Below are 21,147 nucleotides of genomic sequence, written 5' to 3' on the forward strand. Positions count from 1 at the left end.
CTCGACAATTCGCTAATTCGCGCGAAATTTATCAATGATCTGATTGCTGCGATGACGCTAAACCAGTCATTATCCGAAATCTAGACAGAGCTTGAAGCGCCTAGATCAATGCGTGCGCTTACGCCCATGAAAAACCAAATTGCTTCAGCGCACGACGCTTGCTCCGGCGTCTTCTTGAATGTTGCTTCTGCCATAAAGTTCTTAAGCGACATCACATCGCTTGAGGAATAACCCATACTCCACTTCCTAAATCTGGGACGCCGTAGTTCACCATGCCCCAGCAACTTCATGTTTGTGTGGCGTTCATCGAACTGAAGGCGGCTGTACAAGTCCCACAGCGGACGCGAAGGCCCTTCAATATACTGGATGAACAAACCGTCTTCGGCATGAAGGAAACCGGTGAGACCGAAGAGCAAGTTTTTCAGCGTAGAGATCGTGACAATACTCTGGCAGCTTGAAGAGTCAGGCAAAACCAGTGCCTTACTTCGATATACAAGGTATTCCATTGCAATATCCTCCAATTCAAGCCCTGCTTTAGTGGCGCAGGCAAAGCTTTAGGCAAAATATTGCCCTCACACCGCACCATATGCTTCGGATGCAATGCCTGCAAAACCGACCTAAGGTCCTTTCGGCAAAAAGCGTCCACCATACACTCTGTTCCAAAATGGCCAACACACGCTCCGATCCGCTCAGAAGTCATCCCATGACGTCGCTATCGGTGTCAGTTTTGCGCAACCACGGCGAAGTATAGATTAGGCTCTCGCGCGCCCTATCGAAGCAATCGGAGTGCCAATAAGTACCGCTTTCAGCATGCCGAAGTACTGAGAAGTCTTTTTCGAAGCACCAATGGCAAACATGCTCTCCACTACTCGACTTCAGTTGGTGATTTTCCCTCATCAGCATCCCTTTACACCTCAAGCCCTACGATATGTCGTAGCGCCATAAACGCACGGAATATTTGACACAGATCAATTACAAATCAGTTACTTGGTGCGTCTTGTTAAAACACAGCTTGCGGCTGAATGTTCCATCTGCGGTGCTTCACAGCTTCGTAAAGCTGAAATGCGACAGACCATGATCCTCTTGATCAGTCACACCGCTGGTACACTTTCAGGCACGTTTAGACACAGACCCAATTCCCCAAGGCTTTCCCTTGAGTTGACCGACTGATTGTAAAGTAGTTGCTGCGTCTCAGGGCCAACGAAAACCAATCCCAAAGGGGGGTAGGGGTCTGAGCAAAACGAGTTCCAAAAGAGGGCGTTTCGCTGGCGTTATTGTTGTTGTTATTGCAAGCCATCCATCAACTTCGAGTCCGTCAGGCACCTCACAGTTGCCGATGAGCACAGCCTCGCCCCTTCGACGATACAAGCCATCCTGAGGCTGACCCAATGAGGCGTGTAGCTATCACGGCTGGTCGCAACTCTATGCTACACCCATGGTCATCGGATGGAACTAGGACTTTCAAGTCGATGCCGGAAGTGAACATTTAGGTTGGGTCGGCAGAATGTCGGCAGTGCGAACTTTCCTGCCGTTCGCTGCGGGCGCGATAGTTTGGGTTGTGCTGGCGCAGCATAAATCATCTTAGGCGGACAGCGGATATCCATGTGAAGTACCTTTCACCACAACATGAGGCTATTGAACGAATCGTACGCTAGGTTAACGTCGGTTTCAGAAGGGAATATAAAATGGGCGAACTGCAGGCTGCATTCGACGCAGAAGTGTTCTCAAGGACGACGTCACTCTTTGCATCGAAGCGTGATACCTTTCCTCCGGATGAAGTACAGGCGCTCGCGGGCGACATCGTAAGACGTCTTGTGTCAGCCAATCTACTTGGTCCTGCATTCCACGCCCCTGTTATCCCTGAAGAGGACATTGCCGCGTTTTGTGACGCTCTTACCCAGCCCGATCCTCAAGCCTCCTTGCATTTCATTGAAAACCGACGTGCCGAGGGCATGACCCGGCAAGGCGTATATCTCAGCTACATCACTGCCGCAGCGCGGTGCTTGGGTGAAGAGTGGGAGGAGGACAGGTTATCCTTACTGCAAGTGGCATACGGAACCGGTCACCTTTACGCACTGATGCGCGCCATGAGGGCTGAGAGACCATCAGTGCAGCACCATGCATTGGACAATCGCCGTTATGCCCTGTTTGCGACGGTTCCGGGTGAGGATCACGGCATAGGGATCACCGTCGCAGCAGATATATTCCGAGACGTTGGCTGGGATATTGATCTTCAGACTGGTACCGATCACGAAGCACTTCTCGCGCACGTTATGAATACCCAGCCGCTTTTCATCGGCCTCTCGCTGAGTACTGAGCAACGACTGGACGCGCTGGTGCGGTTGGTTGTGGGGATGCGCATCATCATGCCCAAAGCAATCATCGGCGTCGCACCGGCTCCGAACGTTGACCCTGAACGGCTGACTGACCTTGTGGACATCGATCTCGTGTTCGAAGATGCGCCTTCTGCCTGTCGCACATTGGATCGTCTGGTCCGCCTTCACAGGAGACCTGTACGCTTGGGTTGTCGATCGAATTGATCAACCTCGGAGAAAGTCCGTTACGGTGGGCTGAACAGTGCCGACCACCGATACCCAGGCGGAACCGAAAATGCCATCATCTTGGCAACGCTGTCGCGCGAAATGTTGAAATGACGCGCTGCTTCTCGCTGGCTCATGCCCTCAGCACAGGCCAGCCGAACTCTCCGATAAATGTCCACGGTGAACATCCTCCAACCCTCCCTGCGATCCGCAGAAAGGACATAGATGGACGACTATTAAGCCGCCCGCAGCAAGGTCATCCCGCCGCTACCGTGGCCGAATTTCTCACCGCCGATTTCAGCGCCGCTGGGAGGCACCCTACAGCGTCAAGTCGAGCATAAGGCCACACGGGTAGCCAAACGATATTAGAGGGCCCCTGTGAGAGGCACTTTGAGCTTTTCCGCCAAGGCTACTTTGGGACGATCCTAAAGTAGAACCGTTTGCCGGGGCACTTGGAGCCCCACCACTCAGGGAGGCAACAAGCAAATCGCTACGCCCGATAGCTATATGTATTGACCCGCTTAGCGAGTGAAGCATCAGACAGCACAGACCCTCCCATCAATGGCCAACCTTCGCCCCCTGATAGCCGTTCCTGAGATTGCCCCATTATTTGGTCAGACCCAATCAGGGTTTCACCTACGCCCCTTTGCCCTTCACTGTGACCACTGGTGATAGACCACAGACATTCTTGAAGTTGCGCTTGAAGACCTCGACCCCAAGGTCCTTCCGAGAGATCAGCAAAATGATGCAGTCATGCAAAGGCAAAGCGACGACCTCGTGTGCGTCCATGAGTTCGACAAGGGTGGCCATGAGGACCCACCCCATGACCAACAAAGCGTATCAGGTTCATCATGGGGTTGAACACACCACGGGGCATCCTAGGACCTCAGCATTACGGGCTTCCAGATCATCGAAGTGGGATGTCATAGCGCGTTCTCCTGTCCAGGTCCTGCTTAGTCTGACGCTCTGGACAATCGAAAGCTAGGGGCGGTGCCGGGCGCTATTCAGCCGCGCTGTCAGCGGATAACACGTCAGGGTCAGTCCGGCTCTGCGCTGTTGCGGCAGATGTTGACCATGGCACGCACCATTGCGTCGGAGACCTCTGCTTCGGTGCCCATATTGTCCGCACCCGGTACTGCGTTTTCGGTCGCCGTCGCGGTATCATCCGGGGATGCCGCTTCATCGGACGATGTCATTGCTCCGACCGCACCGCTGTCCACCCCGGCATCCGGTGGGGGCATCGTGTCAGACCCAACCGTCGACAAGTTGGCAACCGCATCGATCTGCGCATCCGCATCCAGTTCAAGAAACTGCGTGCAGGTCAGCGTCGGATTGCCCGCGCCAATGTCTATGGTCTGTGCCACGGCAGGCATGGTGAAAGTCGTCAGCGCCGCGCAAGCCGCAGCCAATGTTGTGCTATTCATCGAAAGCATCCCGTTACAACCGACATTCCCCAAGTGGGCTGCCGCCTGACGTAAGCGTTGCCTGATATTGCCGCCAGATCAAGTGATTCGCCTTCCCAGCCTCGACCAAGGTCGTCAGAGAGCTCGAAGCCCAGAACTTCGCCCCGCATCGCCCCTCCGCCCATAAGAGACGTCCTTTGCGACGTCGTTATGCACGTATCTTAGGCCCTTACGCCAAAATCTGGCAGGCGGTGCCAATCGGGTGGTTAATCCCAAAGGGGGGGTAGGGGTCTGTACAAATCGACTTCAAAAAGAAGGCGTTTTGTTAGCCTTATTGTTGTTGTTACGCCGTTGAAGCCCATGCGGTCGATACCGACCAATCATCAGACTGTCACCCAGCATCCTAAAGAGCCTGTAGCCTCGTAGCGCCACTGGCGGGCACCCCACAACACTAAGTCTGCCTTTCCGCCAGATGGGGGTAGCCAAACGCCGCCAATGGGCCTCTATGGAGGCGACTTTGTGCTTTCTCTGACAGTCTACTTTGGGATGATCCCAAAGCAGGGTCGTTGCGCTGGGCACCTACCCTCGTCCCGTCGGGTGCTACCCAACAGCAATTCCTTACGCCCGATAGTTATGCGTAATGACCTTCTGAAGGTGTGCCCCAGAGGTCAGCATAGATCACCCCATCAACGCCCAACCTTGGGGCTACTATGGATCACAAGATGACCCAAGGAATGACCCAAGCGTTGGTGATACCCACCACCCCTGAGAGAACCAGCTAGGAACATTCGATAGTTCCAGACACCATTGATGTAATCCCAACCTAATTGGTCTGCACCATTCAAGCCAAGCCTTGGGCCTCTGAGCCCTTAAAGGTTACAATCGGTGTAAGACCGCAGACCGACTTAAAGTTACGCTCGAAGACCTCCACGCCGAGGTCCTTCTGAGAGACCTGCACAATGATACAATCATGGACTGGCAAAGCGACAACCCCATGGACGTCCATGAGTTCGAGAAGAGTGCCCATGAGCATGCGCGACTCATCGTACTGCAAGCTGGCCCAATCAATCCCTCGGGCCTTCAATTCACCTAGGATGGGATGAACCCTAAGGACCCTACCCCACGCAATTCTACAGGTCAGGCTTTTAGGTAATGGCAGTTGACCATCGTTTGCCAGTTCCTTTCTGAAAGCCCTAGGCCATCTGGTAGGATTATCGCCTTTACCAATCGCCATGTTGACCAGCTTTTTTACCACCCACCTAGTCAGCCCCGGAATCTCGTAGGGGTCCTTGGTCTGATCCATGTGCATTCCTGTGACGCCATAGATTAACGTGAGGTGACAAGCCTGAATATCCAGCTCGCAGGTCGGCTCGCCGTCGATAGTAACACCGTATCGTTTGGCCTTCTTTATGCTGGTCAAACTAATGGGGGCGTGGTCCGCTAACCGACCTCCTTGATCGAACGCATAGTCGGGATCGTCGCCGTTGTGAAAAGTTCTAGACAGGTCTGGCAGCAGCCCAAGATTGAACTCGTGCTCAAGTAGGAACTCATTGTACCGCCTGACGTCAGCCACAAGGTCTTGTACGACGGGGTCAGACTTGTTGAGAGGCATACGCCGTGCCTCATCGCGTCCAACCCTTCGGGCCTTGAGGACAACGGGGTAGCTGAGTTCCCGATTTGGTCTGAAATGGTCATTGAAGGTGTCTGTGGTGATCTCTGCGAATGACCCTACAAGGTCTAAAAGTTCCGACGTGGCCCTATATCGAGCAGCCTTTGCGAAATCGACCGTTACCGCACCACCGAAATGCCGACCCTTTTTCTGGAAGCCCCTGTGGCTCTCTACCAGACCCATTTGAGGCCAAGCTGTCCTGAGCCGGTCAAAATGATCCTCTGTCATGTACGTACTGTCAAACGATCCAGAGTCCGAAGAACGGTACATAAAGCCCCCGGCCTCTTCATGGTAAGCGTGAGACAGCAGGTCCGCCAAGAACGCCCCGAGAGCCGTGCAAAAGGTTTCCCTGTCCTTTGCTCGACGACGCCGCTTTCTGAGGCCATTCGCCATCTCAAAGTCTTCGGTCCGACTGGCAAGACCGTCAATCAATGCCTTGGCTTCAGGACTGAACGGATAGTGGCGCAAAGTTGCCATCCTCGCAGCGTCAAACATACGCTTCAGGTCTGTGTGCGCGTCGAAGGGTGAATCGCCGTCCATATGGGTGCCCTTATTGTTTCGCCAACTATCAGGATGGAAACGCCTTCATCAAGGCCGCTTGCTTGCGCTCAAGGCTATGGCCCTTCCCGTAGTTCGCCTGTGAACCTCCACCTGTGGAATGCCCAAGGATGGCCTCTTGCAGGTCAAGGGACACGTCAGCGTCACGCAGGGCGTCCTTGAGGCTATAAAGGGGGTGCCTAGGGTCAGTCATGCTGTCTCTTTTTGAACCAATTCGTCTGGCATCTTGCTTATGGGGTAGCTCAACTGGGACATAGCTGCGGCCTTTACGGCTAAGTTCACGCCCCCCGAATAGTGACCGTAAGTCATCGTCGGCTTTTCGTGCCCAACGATGTCGGCAGAAACGTTCTCTGGTATGCCTGCAATCTCAAACAACGTGACCACGGTCTTCCGGATGCTGTGGAAAACCTTGGTCGGGCCAAACCCCGATTTCGTCTTCAGTTTGCCAAAGCGTTTGCCGACGCTGGCAGCACGATCACCGAAGACGTCAGGCTTTAGTCCGGACAATACGAAACCATCATTACTAGTGGACACGAGATGGTCCATCAGTGGCTTCAGCATCGGGTGGATAGGAACGTGCCTGTCGCCTGCGTCTGTCTTGCTGTCAAAGACCTCAAAGCTATCAGCAGAGACCCGATCAACCTGAAGAGCGCCGATTTCTCCAATCCGACATCCCGTCCACATGGCGATCCAGATGATCTGTGAAAGCCTGATGTCACCCTTTTTGATGGCAGCGTTCAAAAGAAAAACGACCTCGTCGACCTCGAACGGCTTCCTGATATCCTCTCGCTTAACCCTTTGAGACCTACGGGCCTCTAGGACGTCTTTGAAAGGTTCTGTTTCCTCAGGTGCGAAGCCCTTGCGTTGAAGATAGGTCCAATAAAGGCGACAAACGGAAATGATCCGCCTAACAGTCGCGACTTTCAGACCACCCTCCTGAAGGGTATCGACCCACTTTCGGACCTCCGGCCTCGTAACGTCGGCGGTCTGCGGAAATCGTTCAGAAAAACGCTTAAGGTCTGTTCGACGCATCGCAATAGTCTTTGCTTCGACATCAATAGACTTTAGCCACGCCTCGGCATGGAGATTGGTAGGGATGGATTGCCCAAGGACAATCTGGCGAACCACTTCAGCCTTATTCCGGTCAACCTTACCAAGCCTCTCAACTTCGTCCTGTAAGATGCCGTTGTAGGTAATTTGAAGGAACTGGGCGTCATCGCGGTCATCTTCAGACAAACGCCGATCATTCAACCGCCTCTCATTCGCTAGATAATCTTCACGCCATTCCAGTGCACGATAGACGGAAAGGTCTGACAGGTTTGGGCGTCCTTCACGGGCAGCCTGAACTTGCATCTTCCAATGCGCGACGACCTGCAAAACCCGTATTTCAGCTTCACGCTGGCTGTCGGTTTTCAGAGACTGGACGAAGCGAGCCTTGCCCTCAAAGTAAGACCTGACATCCTTCGGCACCTCGAGAACTGCATACCAACCGCGTCGTCGTTTCTGAAGATATTGGGGCATCTACCACACACGCTTACCACACACGTTCACCACGATTTACGCAGCGTTATCAGTACTTTCAATGCGTTAAATGCGCAACAGCGAGTACCCCCTAGGCTCCACCAAATTCCCGTATTTCACTTGCGTCATTGCGGCCCTTGGGCTGTCGTCAGACGCCCTGCTTGCACGCGATGACCATCCCGGCTCATATCCCGCGACCCTGAATGGATCGCGGGATTGGTGCGAAACGGCACAGCCGTATCAATGTTCGGTATCAGCGGAACATCGGCGGACGTGCGTCCAGCCAAGCACCATCCGCCTTACCGCTGGCGGCGACGGCATGAACCGCCGCCATCGACCGCAAACCATCCGTCGCGCGCGGATACAGGTTCGCCGCCGGGTCCATTTCACGGCCGTCCTTGCGGGCACGGATCGCTTCGGCCAGATCGGTGTAGATATTGGCGAAAGCCAGTGGCATCCCTTCGGCATGGCCCACGGTGACGCGGCTGCTGCGGTCGGCCTCTGGTGACAGGCCGCCCTCACCGCGTTCGATGACCTGCAATCGACCACCCAATGGCATGTAATGCAGCTGATTGGGCTGTTCCTGTGCCCAGCGCAGGCCACCGGTTTCGCCAAACACCTGAATAGTCAGCCCGTGCTGCCGTCCCAGCGCGATCGACGATGTCCAAAGCCGCCCGACAGCACCGCCATCCATGCGAAAGTTGACCATCGCATCATCTTCCAGCGTGCGCGACGGGATGCAGGACACGCAGTCAGCGGACAGTTTGGTCACCTCTTGACCCGTGACGAAACTGGCCATGTGCAGCGCATGGATACCACAGTCGGCAAATTGCGCGGATACCCCGGCCTGCGCGGGATCATACCGCCAGCGCACGCGCGGATTGTCGGCGTCGGCGGCATCGGCGTGGTGGCCATGCGCAAATTCCGCCTTGACCAGACGGACCTGTCCGATATCGCCCCGCGCCACCATCGCCCGCATGTGACGCACCAGAGAATAGCCGCTGTAGCCGTAGTTGACCGCACAAATCCGGTCGGTTGATTCAGCGATCCTGACGATTTCCTCGCCTTCCTCGACCGTCATCGTCATCGGCTTTTCGCACAGCACGTGAAACCCGCCTTCCAGAAAGGCCTTTGTAATTTCGAAATGTGTACTGTTGGGCGTCGCCACAGTCACCAGATCGATACGATCGTCGCGGCCGCGTTCGCCCGCCAGCATTTCCGTCCAGTCGCCATAGGACCGGTCCGGCGTCAGCCCCAGCCGCTGACCATAGGCGCGGCCTGCATCCGCGCGATGATCCAGCGCGCCTGCGGCAAAGGTGAACAGACCATCCAGACCCGCACCCAAACGATGCGCCGGGCCGATCTGGCTGCCTTCGCCGCCACCGATCATCCCCCAATTCAATTTCGCCATACCGTCACGCCCTCCCATGATCTGGCGGCACCTTGGCGCGGGGCGCAAAGCAGGGCAAGGTGCGACAAAAGGGGGGCCACCATGAATGTGATGACTGGAATCAGGGCGCGGCGGTTCGTTGTCGTGGGCCGGGTCGGCATGGACCTGTTCACCGCCCCGGGCGTGACCACAGAAGATGCTGACGCATTTCAGGCGGACATGGGCGGATCATCGGCCAACATTGCCGCCGGTCTGGTGAAACTGGGTGCACAGGCGGCGCTGGTTACATCCGTTTCCGACGACGCAATCGGCAGTTTCTGCCTGTCCAAGCTGGACCAATACGGCATCGACGCAACCCACGTCAGACGAGTGACCGGCGAGCCGCGCACATCGGTGGCGATCTACGAATCGCGGACCGAGAACCATCGCAACGTGGTCTACCGCAACAACGCCGCTGATTTTCAGATGACAGTCGCGGACGTGGAATCCGTCGATTGGTCGCAATATTCCGCGCTGATCACGGCGGGCACTGTTTTTGCCGCCGAACCGTCCCGCAGCGCTGCCTTTCGCGCGTTCGATCTGGCACGTGCGGCGGGGTTGCCGATCATCTTTGACGTGGATTACCGACCCTATAGCTGGCCATCGCCGCAGGTCGCATCCGACGTGCTGTCGCGCGCGGGGGCGCTGTCGGACGTAATTGTCGGCAATGATGACGAATTCGGGTTCATGGCCGGCGACAAGGCCAAAGGGCTGGACAAGGCCCGCGCGCTGGTGGCCGATGGGGCCGCCATCGCGATCTACAAAATGGGTGAACACGGTGCCATCACGATCACTGCCGATGGCGAAGACCGCAGCGGGATCTTTCGGGTCAACGCACTGAAGCCTACGGGCGCGGGCGACAGTTTCATGGCGGGGCTGCTGGCGTCGCTGGCGGACGGATGCGACCTTCGGACCGCCGTGCTGCGCGGATCGGCCTGTGCTGCCATCGTCGTGGCGCGCCCCGGCTGCGCGCCCGCCATGCCGGACCGCGCCGGGTTGGACGCGTTCCTGTCCCAACACCCCGGCCCAACCGAAGGATAGACCGATGCACATCGCCCCCTATGATAACCGCAATCAGGCCATCGTGGATGCAGACGATCCACTGGTGCCGCTGAACTATTTCAACATCGTGAAACTGGCGGCGGGTCAGGCTTTTACCTATCGGGTGCCGGGGTACGAAACCTGCATCGTGCCTGCAACGGGCACCGTCGATGTCGATGTCGAAGGCGTGGGTTTTGCCGCACTGGGCAATCGCGGGGCCGATGTCTGGGACGGCGAGCCCGAAGGCGTCTATGCCCCGTCTGGTGCGACGGTCACCCTGACCGCCACGCGGGATACCGAAACCTTTGTCGCGGGTGCCCGCTATGCCAAGGTGCTGGACCCGTTCGATGTGCGCGCGGACGGGATCGACCGGGTGCAATACGGGTCCGACGACACCAAGACACATCGCAAGATCAAACATATTCTGGGGCAAAAACAGCACGACCGCGTCGGCCGCCTGCTGGTGTCCGAACTGTTCACCGTCGGTGCGGGCGGCTGGTCAGGGTTCCCCAGCCACAAGCACGATACCGACCGTCTGCCGCGTGAAACGCGCCATGACGAAACCTATAATTTCCGGTTCAAACCGAACCACGGGTCGGGGCTGCAGATGCTGCAACGCACTGACGGCGCACCCGGCGACGCCTATCACATTGTGGATGGGTCCACCGTCTGCATCGACAAAGGGTATCATCCCTGCGCCGTGCTGCCCGGATACGAGATGTATTATTTCACGATCCTTGGCGGGCTGTCGCAGCGCAGTCTGGTGCAATATTTCCAGCCGTCACACGCTGACCAGATCGAAACCATCCCCGGCATCAAGGACATGATCGCCAAGTTCAAATAGCAAAGGGCCGCTGCCGTGCCGCTTGTCACCCTGTCCGATGTTCTGCGCCCTGCCCTGACCAACCGCACATGCGTTGTCGGTCTGGTGACGCTGGGCTGGGAAGACATGCGCGCCTACGTCGCCGCAGCAGAAGCCGAAGGCGTGCCCGTCATCCTGCAAGCCGGGCCATCCTGTCGCGCGCATACGCCGCTGTCGGTGCTAGGGGCGATGTTCCGGCACCTTGGGGACGCGGCAGGCGTGCCTGTCGTGGCCCATCTGGATCATGGCTATACGCGCGACGAATGCCGCATCGCGCTGGACTGCGGGTTCACCTCTGTCATGTTCGACGGGTCACGCAGCCCATTGGCGCAGAACATCGACGACACCGCGGCCATTGCGGAAATGGCCCATGCCGCCGGTGCATCCTGCGAAGGCGAAATCGGGTTCGTGGGCTATGCGGGGGGCGACACATCCGCCGGAACCGACCCAGAGCAGGCCGCGATTTTTGCCCGCGACACGGGTGTCGACGCGCTGGCGGTGTCGGTCGGTAATGTGCATTTGCAACAGCATCCGGACGGCGGACTGGACATGGACCGCTTGCGCGCAATCGAAGCCGTGACCGACGTGCCATTGGTCATCCACGGTGGGTCGGGCGTGCCGCCCGCGCAGCGCCGGACGCTGGCGCAGGACACAAAGGTCTGCAAGGTCAACATCGGGACAGAATTGCGCATGGCCTTTGGCGATGCCCTGCGGGCGGCAGTCGCGGCCGATCCCGCCCGGTTCGATCGGGTGGCGATCCTGCGCGACACGCACGACCCGCTGGTCGCAGCGACCCGCGCGGTTCTGCGCGCATTTCGCTAAACATGAACCACATCGGGTGGCGGGACCGGACCACGCCCGCTAGGCTGGCGGTATCTCCCCCTGTTCCGGTGCCGTCCCATGTTGCGTGTTCTGACCCTGATCTTCCTGATGTGCGCCAGCGTTGCGCAGGCCCAGTCGCGCGATCAGGCCGAACGACAGTTCCAGAATTGGCAACAGGCAACGCTGTGGCCGCTGGCCAGCCGGGCCGGTGTCGCGCGCCCGGTGTTCGATGCGGCGCTGGCGGGGATCACGTTGGATTGGGACCTGCCCGATCTGGTGCCGCCCGGCACCAGTGCGGCGCCGCATGGCATTTCACGTCAGGCTGAATTTGGCGCCCCCGCGCGCTATTTTGCCAGCAATACCATTGACGGTGCGGTCAGTGGCGGTCGCCAGATGGCGCAGCGCCACGCCGCCGCACTCGCCGCGACCGCCCGCGCGACCGGCGTGCCCGCCCATATCATTCTTGCGATCTGGGGCCGCGAAAGCGCCTATGGCCGCGCCGCTATTCCGCACAATGCCGTGCGCGTGCTAGGCACCAAGGCATTCATGAGCAGCCGCGCCGATTATTTCACCGCTGAACTGATCGCAGCGCTTCAGATCATGCAGGCGGGGCATATCGCGCCGGGTGCGATGAAATCCAGTTGGGCGGGCGCGCTGGGTCAGCCGCAATTCATGCCGTCCAGCTTTCTGCGCTACGCCGCAGATGGCGACGGCGACGGGCGTGCCGATATCTGGGGGTCAGAGCCGGATACCATCGCCAGCATCGGCACCTATCTGGCGCGTCACGGCTGGGTGCCGGGCCGCGACTGGGGGTTCGAGGTGACGGTGCCTGCCACGATCACGTGCGCGCTGGAAGGCCCCGATCAGGGCCGCCGCATTGCCGATTGGGAAGCCATGGGGATCGCCCGCGTGGGTGGCCGCGCGTTTCCCGCGCATGAACGCGGACAGGACGGTTTCCTGCTGATGCCCGCCGGACGTCTGGGGCCGGCGTTTATCGTCACGCCGAATTTCTACGTGCTGAAAGATTACAACGAAAGCGACCTTTATGCGCTTTTCGTGGGCCATGTCGGGGACAAGATCGCCTATGGCGTCGGGCCGTTCACAGGCCGTTGGGGTGGCATCGATACCCTGACCCGTGGCGCGGTGGCCGCGATGCAGACCAGCCTGCAACGGATGGGGATGGACACCGGCGGCGCGGACGGTCTGGCAGGGTTCCGCACCCGTCGCAGCATCGGCGCATGGCAGCAGGCAACGGGTCAGGCGCCGACCTGTTTTCCCGACCGCGCCATCGTCCGCGCGCTGGGCGGCTGACGCCAGCGTCTAGTCTTACGGCAAGCTCGCCAGCGTCCGCCGCGCCTGTTTGAGGTGCGGGATGTCGTACATCTTGCCGTCGATGCCGATCGTCCCAAGGTCGGGCTGGTCCGCAAACGCCTGCACGATCCGGCGCGCCAGCGCGATTTCGGTATCCGTGGGGGTGAAATCGGCGTGGATCGCCGCGACCTGTCCGGGGTGGATCGCCAGCCGACCGACGAAACCGTCCCGCCGTGCGGCGCGTCCCGTTGCGTGAAATCCGTCGGTGTCACGAAAATCGGCGTGCAACGTTTCAATGGCCGCAACACCTGCGTGCGCGGCGGCGAACAGGCACAGATCACGCACCATGCGGTAGGGTGCGGTGAACCCGCCCGCATCATCGCGGTTGGATGTGGCCCCGATTTCGGCGGCCAGATCCTCTGCCCCCCACGTCAGGGCGACCAGCCGGGGATGCGCGGGCGCGTAGCTGCCCAGCGCGAACAGCGCCGCGGGCGTTTCGGTGGCGATCACCATGATCCTGACGCTGCCGTCCGCCATGCCCGCTGCCTGTTCCAACGGCGCGATCATGTCGGCCAGACGTGCGACATCGGCACCGCCTGCCGCCTTTGGCAAAACGATCCCATCCAGACCGGGGCGCACCACGGCGCGCAGATCGTCCTGTGTCAGGCCCGTGTCAAACGGATTCACCCGCACGAAAAACGCCCAATCCCGCAAGGCAGGCGCGTCCGTGATCCGCTGGGACAGGGCATCGCGGGCGGCGGCCTTTTGCGCCGGTGCAACGGAGTCTTCAAGATCGAGGATCAGCACGTCGGCGCCGATCCCCTGCGCCTTGGTGAACTTGCGTTCGGAATCGGCGGGCACGAACAACCATGACCGCATTTTCATGCCGGTTGCCGCATCATCAGGGCGTTGCGCACGGCCTCGCAGACGACTTGACCGTTTTGGTTGTATCCCCGGTGCACGAATGTGACGATCCCCTGGGTCGGGCGCGATTTGCTGGGGCGGACGGCCATCACCTCTGTTTCGACGCGGATCGTGTCGCCGTAGAATACCGGGGCAGGAAACACCGTGCGTTCGAATCCCAGATTGCCGACGGTGGTGCCCAGTGTGGTTTCATGCACGGAAATGCCGACGACCAGCCCCAGCGTGAACAGCGAATTGACCAATGGCTTGCCGAATTCGGTTTCCGCAGCAGCGGCATAATCCAGATGCAACGCGGCGGGGTTCATCGTCGCCGTGGTAAATGTGATGTTGTCGGTTTCCGTCACCGTCCGCCGGATGGCATGGGTGATGACCTGACCGACACTGAACTGTTCAAACCACAGCCCGCTCATCCGCGGTGCCGTCCTTCGAACCGGGGCAGCATCGCGGAAAAGTCGCGACCGGCGCCGTCCTCATCCTCGACGAAGGTGCGATAAAGATTCATCGCCGCCAGTCCCATCGGAGTGTCGGCATCGGCAGCACGGGCGGCGTCCTGCGACAGGCGCAGGTCCTTTAGCATCAGATCGGCTGCAAAACCGGGGGCATACCCGTTGTCGGCGGGCGATTTGGGACCGACACCGGGGGCCGGACAATAGGCGTTCATTGTCCATGATGACCCCGATGATGTGCTGACCACGTCAAACATCGCCTGACGGTCCAGCCCCAGCTTGTCTGCCAAAGCAAAGGCTTCGCATGTGGCGATCATCGTGACGCCAAGGATCATGTTATTGCAGATCTTGGCCGCCTGTCCGTTGCCGGACGGTCCGCAATGCACCGCCTTTTGCCCCATGATGTCGAACAGCGGCTTGGCCGTGGCAAAAGCATCGGCATCGCCGCCGACCATAAAGGTCAGCGTGCCGCCCTGCGCCCCGCCGATCCCACCCGACACAGGCGCATCCAGCGCCCCCAGACCCGCCGCGCGGGCATCGGCGGCCACATCACGCGCGCTTTGCACATCGACCGTCGAACAATCCAGAAAAACAGCGCCGCGCGGCAGCGCCGGGATGATCTGTGCCGCGACAGCGCGCAGGATATCGCCATTCGGCAACATCGTGATCGCCACATCCGCCCCGGCGCAGGCCAGTGCGGCGCTGTCGGCCATGGTCATTCCGTCGGGCCGCGCGGCTACATCATGGCCCGTCACGTCATGCCCCGCCGCCGCCAGATTGGCCGCCATCGGCGCGCCCATGTTGCCAAGTCCGATAAACGCAATTTTCATGGTGTTTCCTTTGACGACAAAATCAGGGCATCATCGCCCAGCGGGGCCAGCATCGCGGCGATATCCGCATCGCTGACCTGCGCGGCAGACCGGTGTGCCCATGCGGGATTGCGGTCGCGGTCGATGATCGCGGCGCGGATGCCTTCCAGAAAATCGCCCTGTTCCTGCGCCCGAAAGGTGTAGCGGTATTCGTGACGCAGCGCCTGTGTCAGGCTCGCCCCCGTGCGCGCGTCCCGGATCAGTTGCAGGGCGCAGGCCATCGCCAGCGGCGCGTTGCGCGACAACGCCTTGGTCGCGGCTGCCGCAACATCGCCTTCGGCGGCGCCGCAAGCGATAACGATATCGCCCAATGTGTCACGCGCGAACAGCGTGTCGATTTCCACGGCATCCGTTGCCATCTGCGACGGCGGCGGTGTAACCGCCATCTGCGCGACGGCACCCGCGTCGCCATCGCGTTCAAGCGTTTCGGTCAGTGCGGCCCAACGGTCATGCGGCACGAAATGATCGGCAAACCCTGCATGGATCGCGTCACCCGCCGCCATGCGGGCCGACGTTAGGCCAAGGTATTCCCCCAGATGACCCGGTGCGCGCCCCAAAAGAAAGCTGCCGCCCACATCGGGGACCAGACCGATCCCGCATTCTGGCATGGCGATCTGGCTGTTTTCGCAGACAATCCGGTGGCTGGCATGACAGCCGACGCCGACGCCACCGCCCATCGTAAAGCCCGGCAAGAATGTCACCACCGGCTTGCCATATCCCGCGATCATCGCGTTCATGCGGTATTCCTGTCGCCAGAAATCCTGACCAAAGGTGAATTCCCCGGCGGTGCCTTTGGCGTAAAGGTCCGCGATATCGCCGCCCGCACAAAACGCCTTTTCACCCTCGGCATCGATCACCACCAGCCGCACCGTGTCATCCGTGGCCCAACGGGTCAGAGCAGTCTCGATCCTGACGCTCATTTCGGCGGTCAAGGCGTTCAGCGCGTCGGGGCGGTTCAGGGTGATGCGTCCGGCGTGGCCGGTTTGTCCAATCTGGATGTCGGTCATCTGTCCGCCAGCACATGACGCGCCACGATCATGCGCATGATTTCGTTGGTGCCTTCCAGAATCTGATGCACGCGCAGATCGCGCACGATCTTTTCGATCCCGTAATCCGCAAGATAACCGTAGCCGCCGTGCAGTTGCAGACATTGGTCCGCCACGCGCGACGCGGCTTCGGTCACGTGCTTTTTCGCCATCGCACAGAATTTTGTGGCATCGGCTGCGCCGTTGTCCAGTTTCCATGCTGCCTGCCACAGGAACGTGCGGGCGGATTGCAGTTCGATTTCCATGTCCGCCAGCCGGAATTGCAGCGCCTGAAAATCGGTCAGGGACTGACCGAACGCCTTGCGGTCGGCCATATAGGCGACGGTCGCATCCATCGCCGCTTGCGCGCCGCCCAGCGCACTGGCCGCGATGTTCAGACGGCCACCGTCCAGCCCCTTCATCGCATAGGCAAAGCCGCGCCCTTCGTCCCCCAACAGGGTCGCTGTGCAATCGTCCATCTGGACCTGACGCGTCGGTTGCGACCGCCACCCCATCTTGTCTTCCAGCCCGCCAAAGGACAGCCCGTCAGCGCCGTCAGCGACCAGATAGGCGCTGATCCCCTTGGGCCCGGCATCGCCGCTGCGGGCCATGACGATATACAGGTCGGAATAACCGCCACCGGAAATGAACGCCTTGGTTCCCGTCAGCGACCAGCCGTCGCCGCTGCGTTCCGCCCTGGTTTTCAGGGCAGCCGCGTCAGACCCGGACCCCGGTTCTGTCAGGCAATAGCTGGCGATGGTTTTCATCGCGATCAGATCGGGCAGCAGCCGTGCGCGGGTGGCATCATCTCCAAAGGTGTCGATCATCGCGGCGCACATGTTGTGGATCGACAGAAAGCTTGCGACCGACGGGCAGGCCATCGACAACGCTTCGAACACCAGCGCCGCGTCAAGCCGTGACAGGCCTGCACCACCGGATTCTTCACGGACATACAGCCCGCCAAATCCCAGCGCGGCGATATCCGTCCACAACGCGCGCGGGATCGTGCCGTCTGCTTCCCACGTGCGGGCATGCGGTGCGATCCGGTCGCGACCAAAGTCACGGGCCATGTCAAAGATGGCCGACTGTTCCTCGGTTAATGCGAAATCCATGGTGATCCTCCCTGTGGCGACGATACCCGAACCGTGGGCGGCGGCAAGGGCAGCGCCGCCCATGCCGTCAGCCGTTCGACTTTTCCCAATGTCGCTTGATCCCCTTGGCCAGCGACCAGCGATGCACCTCTGACGGACCGTCGTAGATGCGGAAGGCGCGGATTTCGCGAAACACCTGTTCCACGATGGTTGCGTCCGACACACCGGTGCCGCCCATGACCTGAACACAGCGGTCAGCCACGCGCATCAGCGCTTCTGACACGGCCACCTTGGTCATAGAGCTTTCGCGCCCCGCCCGTTCACCACGGTCCAGCGCATCGGCGGTCCAGTCGATCATCAAACGCGCCTGTTGCAGGTCGATCAGGTTGTCGGCCAGCATGAACCCCACGCCTTCGTGGTCAATCAGTGCCTTGCCGAACGCTTGCCGACGATTGGCGTAATCCGTCGCAATTTCGTTGCAGCGGATGCAGGCCCCCAGCCAGCGCATGCAATGGGTCAACCGCGCCGGGGCAAGACGCACCTGCGCATATTTGAACCCTTCGCCAGGATCACCCAGCATCTGGTCGGCGGGGATACGCAGATCTTCGATCTCGACCGTGCAATGGCCGCCGGGCAGGCTGTTGTCGATGGTGCGGGGCTGGTGAACGATGCGGATCGCAGGGTCCGGCAGATCGACAAGGAACATGCAGGCACCCTGTTCGGCTTTTGCCATGACAATCCCGATTTGCGCCTGTGCGGCACCCGTGATCCAACATTTGCGCCCGTTGACGACCCAATGATTGCCGTCCGGCACACAGGTGGTCTGCATCATCGACGGGTCCGACCCTGCCCCGCCATCGGTCCAGGGTTCGGACATGAAAAACGCCGATCGCGCCGTGCCTGCGACCAGCGGATCAAGAAATCGGGATTTCAGCGCGTCCGACCCGACGCGCCCCAGCAGATAGATATTGCCTTCGTCCGGGGCGGCGGTGTTGCAGGCCAGCGGGCCCAGTGGCGACAGGCCGGACGCGATCAGCACCTGCGCGGTTTCACGGTGCGTCAGATGGTGGCCATCGGCCCGGATATGCGGCGTCATCACGCCCGCCTCGCGCGCAAGGGCGCGCAGGTCGGCGATAACGTCTTCGGTCGGGCAGTTGTGGGCGTCGCGGCGCGGGTCTTTTTCGAACGGTGCGACGACGTTTCTGACAAAGGTTTCGACGCGGGCGGCGATTTCGGTGGCTGTCTGCGTCATTTCGGTGCCATGCGGATCGCACCGTCCAGACGAATGACCTCTCCGTTCAGCATCGGATTTTGGGCGATCGCCTGCACCAGCCGGGCGTATTCGTCAGGATCGCCCAGACGGTTCGGAAACGGCACCTGCGCGCCCAGACTGTCCTGTGCGTCCTGCGGCAGGCTTTTCATCAGCGGGGTCAGGAACAGGCCCGGTGCAATGGTCATGACCCGGATGCCAAACCGCGCCATTTCGCGTGCGGCAGGCAGGGTCAAGGCAGCCACGCCCCCCTTGGATGCCGCATAGGCGGGTTGTCCGATCTGGCCATCAAACGCCGCGACAGAGGCCGTGTTGATGATCGCGCCGCGTTCCTCTCCCAGCGTGTCAAGCTTTTGCAGATGGGCCGCGAATTTTGACATCACATTGAACGTGCCGACCAGATTGATGTTCACGATCCGGGCGAATTCGGCCAGCGGCAGCGGGGTGCCGTCGCGGTTCACGATCTTGGCGGGCGGGCCGATGCCCGCGCAGTTCACGCACAGGCGCGGCGGCGTCGGGCCGGAAAACGCGGCGTCGATCGCATGCGCGACAGCGGCGTCATCGGTAACGTCGGCCTGCGCAAACGTGCCACCGATGTCTTGTGCCAGCGCGCGACCCAGATCGGCGTTCATGTCCAGAATTGTGACCTGCGCGCCACCTGCGGCAAGCCTGCGTGCGGTCGCGGCCCCCAGACCCGATGCGCCACCCGCGACGACCGCCCCGATGCCATTGATTTCCATATGCGTGATCCTCTCCCCCGTGTTGCGCCCAACCTAGCAGCGCGGACGGTGTGCGCCACCCTTGACGATGCGTGACGTTTCCAGACGCTGCGGCGGCGATCTTGACCTATCGGGCCGTGTCCGTTCGCGCGATAAGAGGCACGAGTCCGCGAAAGGCCCGCAGCATGTTTCTATCCATTACCGATGTCTTCAAGATCGGGGTCGGCCCGTCGTCGTCGCATACAATGGGACCAATGACCGCCGCCGCCCTGTTTCTGGACGATCTGCGGCGCGGTGTCGAACGCATCCCCGGCGCGGGCGATCTGGCATCCGTCACCGCCACGCTGCACGGCAGCCTTGCATTCACCGGCAAGGGCCATGCGACCGACCGCGCCGTGCGGCTGGGCCTGTTGGGCATGGTGCCCGCCACGTTCGACGCCGACAAGGCCGAGGCGCTGGACGCTGCCCTGCAGGCGACCGGCACCCTGCATCCCGACGGATTGCCGCCGCTTGGGTTCGTGCCGGACCGCGATGTGATTTTCGACTATGGCCCACCGCTGGAATTGCACGCCAACGGGCTGGTCCTGCGGGCGTTCGATACCGCCGGGCGGCCCTATTATACGCAAACCTATTATTCCGTCGGCGGTGGTTTCGTGATGACGGAACCGGAACTGCTGGCCCATCGCAACCGCGACAACAGCACGCCGCAGGCGACGGACCATGCCTTTCCCTTTGCCTTTGGCACGGCGCGCGAAATGCTGACCATGGGGACCGCATCGGGCAAGACCGTCGCACAGATGAAACGCGCCAACGAAGAGCTGGTGCATGACAGTAAGCTGGATGCCAAGATCGACGCGATCTGGGCGGCCATGGACGATTGCATCAGTCGCGGCCTGAAACAGGACGGCATCTTGCCGGGTGGTCTGAAGGTCCGTCGCCGCGCCCGCGCGATCCACGAAAAATTGCAGGCCGAACGCGGCACCAATCAGGCGCAACCCCACGTCGCAAACGACTGGATGAGCGTTTACGCCATGGCCGTAAACGAAGAAAACGCAGCCGGCGGCAAGGTCGTCACATCCCCCACCAACGGGGCGGCAGGGGTCGTGCCCGCCGTCGGGCGTTACTATCGTGACCACTGCATCGGGGCCACGCAACAGGGGTTGCGCGACCTTTTGCTGACCGCTGCCGCGATCGGCGGGCTGATCAAGCACAACGCCAGCATATCCGGCGCCGAAGTCGGCTGTCAGGGAGAGGTGGGATCAGCCGCCGCGATGGCCGCCGCAGGCCTGTGCGCGGCGCTTGGCGGCACCAATGAACAGATCGAAAACGCCGCCGAAATCGCGCTGGAACATCATCTGGGCATGACCTGCGACCCGGCCGCAGGGCTGGTGCAGGTGCCCTGCATCGAACGCAACGCATTGGGCGCGATCAAGGCGGTCAGCGCCGCCAGTCTGGCGCTGCGCGGTGACGGCGTACATTTCATGCCGCTGGACAACTGCGTGCAGGTGATGCTGGAAACCGGACGCGAAATGGATGTGAAATACAAGGAAACATCGACCGGGGGGATCGCCGTCAACCTGCCCGAATGCTAGGCCATTGCATCGCCCCCCTGCGCACGGCACCATCGCCCCACAGCAGGAGGACCGC

General features: G+C 60.4%; 19 protein-coding genes. 6 read left to right on the top strand and 13 right to left on the bottom strand.

The features are described from left to right. Positions 1–80: 80 nt before the first annotated feature. Positions 81–506 (bottom strand): BLUF domain-containing protein, encoded by a 426-nt coding sequence (locus GZH79_RS09385; protein WP_211643534.1) that lies wholly within the window; start codon positions 504–506, stop codon positions 81–83. A gap of 1,179 nt (positions 507–1,685) precedes the next feature. Between GZH79_RS09385 and GZH79_RS09390 the strand changes: the two genes are divergently transcribed. Further along, positions 1,686–2,540 carry a cobalamin-dependent protein gene (locus GZH79_RS09390; RefSeq protein WP_211643535.1) on the top strand — a complete coding sequence of 285 codons (855 nt, stop codon included), beginning with the start codon at positions 1,686–1,688 and terminating at the stop codon, positions 2,538–2,540. Between the two features lie 1,037 nt (positions 2,541–3,577). Here the strand turns inward: GZH79_RS09390 and GZH79_RS09400 are convergent. The 5 genes from GZH79_RS09400 to GZH79_RS09420 form a co-directional block, all read right to left on the bottom strand. Then, positions 3,578–3,964 (bottom strand): hypothetical protein, encoded by a 387-nt coding sequence (locus tag GZH79_RS09400; protein ID WP_211643536.1) that lies wholly within the window; start codon positions 3,962–3,964, stop codon positions 3,578–3,580. Positions 3,965–4,784: 820 nt separating this feature from the next. Beyond that, positions 4,785–6,152 carry a hypothetical protein gene (locus tag GZH79_RS09405; RefSeq protein WP_211643537.1) on the bottom strand — a complete coding sequence of 456 codons (1,368 nt, stop codon included), beginning with the start codon at positions 6,150–6,152 and terminating at the stop codon, positions 4,785–4,787. A 28-nt stretch (positions 6,153–6,180) separates the two neighbouring features. After that, complete coding sequence (locus GZH79_RS09410) at positions 6,181–6,363, bottom strand: hypothetical protein (protein WP_211643538.1); 183 nt, start codon at positions 6,361–6,363, stop codon at positions 6,181–6,183. Next, on the bottom strand, positions 6,360–7,691 hold the full coding sequence (locus GZH79_RS09415) for a DUF6538 domain-containing protein (protein WP_211643539.1): 1,332 nt from the start codon (positions 7,689–7,691) through the stop codon (positions 6,360–6,362). The genes GZH79_RS09410 and GZH79_RS09415 overlap by 4 nt, the downstream gene beginning before the upstream one ends. 253 nt (positions 7,692–7,944) lie before the next feature. After that, on the bottom strand, positions 7,945–9,102 hold the full coding sequence (locus tag GZH79_RS09420) for a Gfo/Idh/MocA family oxidoreductase (protein ID WP_211643540.1): 1,158 nt from the start codon (positions 9,100–9,102) through the stop codon (positions 7,945–7,947). A gap of 81 nt (positions 9,103–9,183) precedes the next feature. On the opposite strand from GZH79_RS09420, the gene iolC reads away from it, so the two are divergent. From iolC to GZH79_RS09440, 4 genes are all read left to right on the top strand, one after another. Continuing rightward, positions 9,184–10,161, top strand: a complete 978-nt coding sequence (iolC, locus tag GZH79_RS09425; protein WP_211643541.1) for a 5-dehydro-2-deoxygluconokinase — start codon at positions 9,184–9,186, stop codon at positions 10,159–10,161. 4 nt (positions 10,162–10,165) lie between these two features. Continuing rightward, positions 10,166–11,005 (top strand): 5-deoxy-glucuronate isomerase, encoded by an 840-nt coding sequence (locus tag GZH79_RS09430; protein WP_211643542.1) that lies wholly within the window; start codon positions 10,166–10,168, stop codon positions 11,003–11,005. A 15-nt stretch (positions 11,006–11,020) separates the two neighbouring features. Next, positions 11,021–11,845 (top strand): class II fructose-bisphosphate aldolase, encoded by an 825-nt coding sequence (locus GZH79_RS09435; protein WP_211643543.1) that lies wholly within the window; start codon positions 11,021–11,023, stop codon positions 11,843–11,845. A gap of 78 nt (positions 11,846–11,923) precedes the next feature. Beyond that, a complete protein-coding gene (locus tag GZH79_RS09440) occupies positions 11,924–13,156 on the top strand; it encodes a lytic murein transglycosylase (RefSeq protein ID WP_211643544.1) in 1,233 nt (410 codons plus the stop codon). Between the two features lie 15 nt (positions 13,157–13,171). Here GZH79_RS09440 and GZH79_RS09445 read toward each other — a convergent pair whose 3' ends face one another. The 7 genes from GZH79_RS09445 to GZH79_RS09475 all read right to left on the bottom strand — a co-directional run bounded on the left by GZH79_RS09445 (position 13,172) and on the right by GZH79_RS09475 (position 19,521). Then, positions 13,172–14,035 carry a CoA ester lyase gene (locus tag GZH79_RS09445; RefSeq protein WP_249219071.1) on the bottom strand — a complete coding sequence of 288 codons (864 nt, stop codon included), beginning with the start codon at positions 14,033–14,035 and terminating at the stop codon, positions 13,172–13,174. 2 nt (positions 14,036–14,037) lie between these two features. Then, positions 14,038–14,490 (bottom strand): MaoC family dehydratase, encoded by a 453-nt coding sequence (locus GZH79_RS09450; RefSeq protein WP_211643546.1) that lies wholly within the window; start codon positions 14,488–14,490, stop codon positions 14,038–14,040. Next, entirely contained in the window at positions 14,487–15,356 is an 870-nt protein-coding gene (gene mmsB, locus GZH79_RS09455; RefSeq protein ID WP_211643547.1) for a 3-hydroxyisobutyrate dehydrogenase, read from the bottom strand. Before mmsB ends, GZH79_RS09450 begins: the two co-directional genes overlap by 4 nt. Beyond that, positions 15,353–16,402, bottom strand: a complete 1,050-nt coding sequence (locus GZH79_RS09460; RefSeq protein WP_211643548.1) for an enoyl-CoA hydratase/isomerase family protein — start codon at positions 16,400–16,402, stop codon at positions 15,353–15,355. Before GZH79_RS09460 ends, mmsB begins: the two co-directional genes overlap by 4 nt. Next, positions 16,399–17,532, bottom strand: a complete 1,134-nt coding sequence (locus tag GZH79_RS09465) for an acyl-CoA dehydrogenase family protein (RefSeq protein WP_211643549.1) — start codon at positions 17,530–17,532, stop codon at positions 16,399–16,401. Before GZH79_RS09465 ends, GZH79_RS09460 begins: the two co-directional genes overlap by 4 nt. 67 nt (positions 17,533–17,599) lie before the next feature. Beyond that, positions 17,600–18,763, bottom strand: coding sequence for an acyl-CoA dehydrogenase family protein (locus GZH79_RS09470; RefSeq protein ID WP_211643550.1), 1,164 nt, complete (start codon positions 18,761–18,763; stop codon positions 17,600–17,602). Next, positions 18,760–19,521 carry an SDR family NAD(P)-dependent oxidoreductase gene (locus GZH79_RS09475; RefSeq protein ID WP_211643551.1) on the bottom strand — a complete coding sequence of 254 codons (762 nt, stop codon included), beginning with the start codon at positions 19,519–19,521 and terminating at the stop codon, positions 18,760–18,762. The genes GZH79_RS09470 and GZH79_RS09475 overlap by 4 nt, the downstream gene beginning before the upstream one ends. Positions 19,522–19,685: 164 nt before the next feature. Here GZH79_RS09475 and GZH79_RS09480 point away from each other — a divergent pair, with 164 nt between their 5' ends. Then, on the top strand, positions 19,686–21,092 hold the full coding sequence (locus tag GZH79_RS09480; protein ID WP_211643552.1) for an L-serine ammonia-lyase: 1,407 nt from the start codon (positions 19,686–19,688) through the stop codon (positions 21,090–21,092). Positions 21,093–21,147 lie beyond the last annotated feature (55 nt).

Origin of the sequence: Loktanella sp. SALINAS62 (assembly GCF_018263905.1) — a bacterium.
Lineage (GTDB): Bacteria > Pseudomonadota > Alphaproteobacteria > Rhodobacterales > Rhodobacteraceae > Loktanella.

Excerpts from the sequence above, each read along its gene's own strand:
- GZH79_RS09385 (WP_211643534.1), bottom strand. The coding sequence starts at position 506 with ATGGAATACCTTGTATATCGAAGTAAGGCACTGGTTTTGCCTGACTCT.
- GZH79_RS09390 (WP_211643535.1), top strand. The coding sequence starts at position 1,686 with ATGGGCGAACTGCAGGCTGCATTCGACGCAGAAGTGTTCTCAAGGACG.
- GZH79_RS09400 (WP_211643536.1), bottom strand. The coding sequence starts at position 3,964 with ATGAATAGCACAACATTGGCTGCGGCTTGCGCGGCGCTGACGACTTTC.
- GZH79_RS09405 (WP_211643537.1), bottom strand. The coding sequence starts at position 6,152 with ATGGACGGCGATTCACCCTTCGACGCGCACACAGACCTGAAGCGTATG.
- GZH79_RS09410 (WP_211643538.1), bottom strand. The coding sequence starts at position 6,363 with ATGACTGACCCTAGGCACCCCCTTTATAGCCTCAAGGACGCCCTGCGT.
- GZH79_RS09415 (WP_211643539.1), bottom strand. The coding sequence starts at position 7,691 with ATGCCCCAATATCTTCAGAAACGACGACGCGGTTGGTATGCAGTTCTC.
- GZH79_RS09420 (WP_211643540.1), bottom strand. The coding sequence starts at position 9,102 with ATGGCGAAATTGAATTGGGGGATGATCGGTGGCGGCGAAGGCAGCCAG.
- iolC (WP_211643541.1), top strand. The coding sequence starts at position 9,184 with ATGAATGTGATGACTGGAATCAGGGCGCGGCGGTTCGTTGTCGTGGGC.
- GZH79_RS09430 (WP_211643542.1), top strand. The coding sequence starts at position 10,166 with ATGCACATCGCCCCCTATGATAACCGCAATCAGGCCATCGTGGATGCA.
- GZH79_RS09440 (WP_211643544.1), top strand. The coding sequence starts at position 11,924 with ATGTTGCGTGTTCTGACCCTGATCTTCCTGATGTGCGCCAGCGTTGCG.
- GZH79_RS09445 (WP_249219071.1), bottom strand. The coding sequence starts at position 14,035 with ATGCGGTCATGGTTGTTCGTGCCCGCCGATTCCGAACGCAAGTTCACC.
- GZH79_RS09450 (WP_211643546.1), bottom strand. The coding sequence starts at position 14,490 with ATGAGCGGGCTGTGGTTTGAACAGTTCAGTGTCGGTCAGGTCATCACC.
- mmsB (WP_211643547.1), bottom strand. The coding sequence starts at position 15,356 with ATGAAAATTGCGTTTATCGGACTTGGCAACATGGGCGCGCCGATGGCG.
- GZH79_RS09460 (WP_211643548.1), bottom strand. The coding sequence starts at position 16,402 with ATGACCGACATCCAGATTGGACAAACCGGCCACGCCGGACGCATCACC.
- GZH79_RS09465 (WP_211643549.1), bottom strand. The coding sequence starts at position 17,532 with ATGGATTTCGCATTAACCGAGGAACAGTCGGCCATCTTTGACATGGCC.
- GZH79_RS09470 (WP_211643550.1), bottom strand. The coding sequence starts at position 18,763 with ATGACGCAGACAGCCACCGAAATCGCCGCCCGCGTCGAAACCTTTGTC.
- GZH79_RS09475 (WP_211643551.1), bottom strand. The coding sequence starts at position 19,521 with ATGGAAATCAATGGCATCGGGGCGGTCGTCGCGGGTGGCGCATCGGGT.
- GZH79_RS09480 (WP_211643552.1), top strand. The coding sequence starts at position 19,686 with ATGTTTCTATCCATTACCGATGTCTTCAAGATCGGGGTCGGCCCGTCG.